Origin of the sequence: Legionella anisa (genome assembly GCF_001467525.1) — a bacterium.
GTDB lineage: Bacteria > Pseudomonadota > Gammaproteobacteria > Legionellales > Legionellaceae > Legionella > Legionella anisa.
Genome location: NZ_LNXS01000054.1, coordinates 530,428 through 532,875 on the forward strand (window position 1 = coordinate 530,428; position 2,448 = coordinate 532,875).

Sequence of the window (2,448 nt, forward strand, 5' to 3'; positions counted from 1 at the left end):
CGTTTTATCAAGGGCGTGCAACTATTCTTTTTCCTTTTACCGGACAGTAGTGTGCGAAGGTAGGGGATCCATTCAGCAAAATAGTTCATAACTCATTCTTGAGCTAGGAAGGGGAGAAACTTAATTTTAGATATATACTTTATAAATAGTATTGACCACGGATGGAGCTCGAGCATGAACAGAATAGGAATCTGTGCTTTTTTACTCAGTGTATATTGCAGTGCATTTGGCTTTGCTGATGTGGTTCCGGCAAAACCGTCTCATTATGGTCCTGGTAAAATCCAATCCAGTGAAGCAAAAAATTACGCAAATCAATCTGTTGTCGCGTGCGGACGGGCAACTAACCCAATAAACAGACTTAATGGAATAAATATCGGTGAGCCTGGTCTTGATGGTATGATTGGTGCTGATCTCATAATGATTCTTCCTCAAAGTATTTCAAATTCAAGCTACTATGGCAAACTATTGTGTGTATCAGGAGTTGTCAGAATGATGCCTGTGAATAATTCACCTCCAGTCCCAACGATTACCGTTGGCTCTGAGAAAGATATCGAGATTTTGCCTAATCAAGAACCGACTTGGTAAGAGATGGCCAAAGAGAACTTCCTGATAGACTCTTTAACTTTAGGATAAAATGGAGGAGTAACTTTTCAGGGAGTATGTTTGAATCTTGGTGAACGGTTGGATTTGAGCGCAGGTTGCGCCCAAATGCAGCTGTTCGGTGAATGGGGCGTGAACGCTTACTTTATTTGAATTCAGCATACAGATCGTACTCATCACTCTCTGTAATCATGACTTCTGCAAACGATCCCACTTTAATCCCGGGGGTGGGTGGTAAAATAACAAGACCATCAATTTCTGGAGCATCACTTTGGCTTCGTGCGATGATTTGTTCCTGATTTACTTCATCAATTAATACGGTTTGTATACTACCAATCTTATTTTCCAGCTTATTGCGGCTAATTTCTGCTTGTAATTGCATGAAGCGGTGATAACGTTCTTCTTTAATTTCTTCCGGTACTGGGTCGCTTAAATCATTGGCTTTGGCTCCTTCAACTGGAGAGTATTTGAAACAACCTACTCGATCTAACTGAGCTTCTTCGAGGAAGTCGAGCAGTTCTTCAAATTCTTCTTCGGTTTCTCCAGGAAAACCAACAATAAAAGTAGAACGCAAGGTAATATTCGGGCAAATTTCTCGCCAAGAAGCAATACGCAATAAGGTATTTTCACTGCTTGCGGGACGCTTCATTGCTTTGAGTACTCGCGAATTGGCATGTTGTAATGGAATATCCAAATACGGGAGGATAAGGCCGTCTCGCATTAAAGGTATAATTTCGTCTACGTGTGGATAGGGGTAAACATAATGCAGACGTATCCAAATGCCGAGTTCTCCTAATTGCTCGCATAAATCATAAAAACGTGTGTTAACGTTTTTTCCTTTCCAGCTTACTGGTTGGTAGCGTGTATCCACACCATAGGCGCTCGTATCCTGAGAAATCACTAGAATTTCGTTAACACCTGCATCTTTTAATTTTTGGGCTTCCGTTAAGATTTGAGCCATTGGATAACTTTGTAATTTTCCACGCATGGTAGGAATAATGCAAAAAGTACATTTTTGATTGCACCCCTCAGAGATTTTCAAGTATGCATAATGGCGTGGGGTTAGTTTAATTCCTTGAGGGGGAATAAGTTGAGTAAAAGGATCTGCAGGCGGGGGTAAATGCTGATGAACTGCATTGACCACTTCTTCATAGGCATGTGCACCACTAATGTGCAGAACATCTGGGCATGCTTCTTTAATGATCTCTGCTTTAGCACCTAAGCAACCAGTGACAATAACACGCCCGTTTTCTGCCATTGCTTCTTTAATCGTATCTAGCGATTCTTTAACGGCACTATCAATAAATCCACAGGTATTGATGACTACTACACCTGCATCTTGATAACTGGACACTAGTTGATATCCCTGAGCACGCAATTGGGTGATGATGCGTTCTGAATCTACCAGCGCTTTGGGGCAACCCAGGCTAACAAAACCTACTTTATGATTCATAAAACTCTAACTGTAAAAAAAGTGAACGAATTATACCTCTTAAAGCGCCTTTTTGTCGACAAGATTATGGTAAATTTAAGTTATTTTAATTTGCGGTTTTTATAGTACTTATGAGGCTTTTCTTGAAATTTTTTCATCCCTACGTTTCATGCTCTTTTCTACGTACCGCGCTTTATGCGCGGTATCCAGAAATTTCGCACCATCACTGAACCTCTCCGATAAACCGACGTTATTGCAAATTGATAATTGATATATGTAGCCTGGGTGAAGCGAAGCGTAACCCGTGCTGTTTATCCAGAAACCCGGGTTATGGCTTCGCCCTGAGTGATCCTCTCATTTTTTTAAATTCCCTTTTGCAAACAGAGCCAAAGGGGAGTTTTCATTATATTCTAATT

The 2,448-nt window shown here is 40.8% G+C and carries 2 protein-coding genes; one reads left to right on the forward strand and one right to left on the reverse strand.

The window, feature by feature from the left end:
• Positions 1-174 precede the first annotated feature (174 nt).
• Positions 175-585, forward strand: a complete 411-nt coding sequence (locus Lani_RS18795) for a hypothetical protein (RefSeq protein ID WP_019234801.1) — start codon at positions 175-177, stop codon at positions 583-585.
• Between the two features lie 160 nt (positions 586-745).
• Here Lani_RS18795 and rimO read toward each other — a convergent pair whose 3' ends face one another.
• Positions 746-2,053 (reverse strand): 30S ribosomal protein S12 methylthiotransferase RimO, encoded by a 1,308-nt coding sequence (rimO, locus tag Lani_RS18800; RefSeq protein WP_019234802.1) that lies wholly within the window; start codon positions 2,051-2,053, stop codon positions 746-748.
• Positions 2,054-2,448: the final 395 nt, after the last annotated feature.

Coding starts and splice junctions, on each gene's coding strand:
- Lani_RS18795 (WP_019234801.1), top strand. CDS start 175: ATGAACAGAATAGGAATCTGTGCTTTTTTACTCAGTGTATATTGCAGT.
- rimO (WP_019234802.1), bottom strand. CDS start 2,053: ATGAATCATAAAGTAGGTTTTGTTAGCCTGGGTTGCCCCAAAGCGCTG.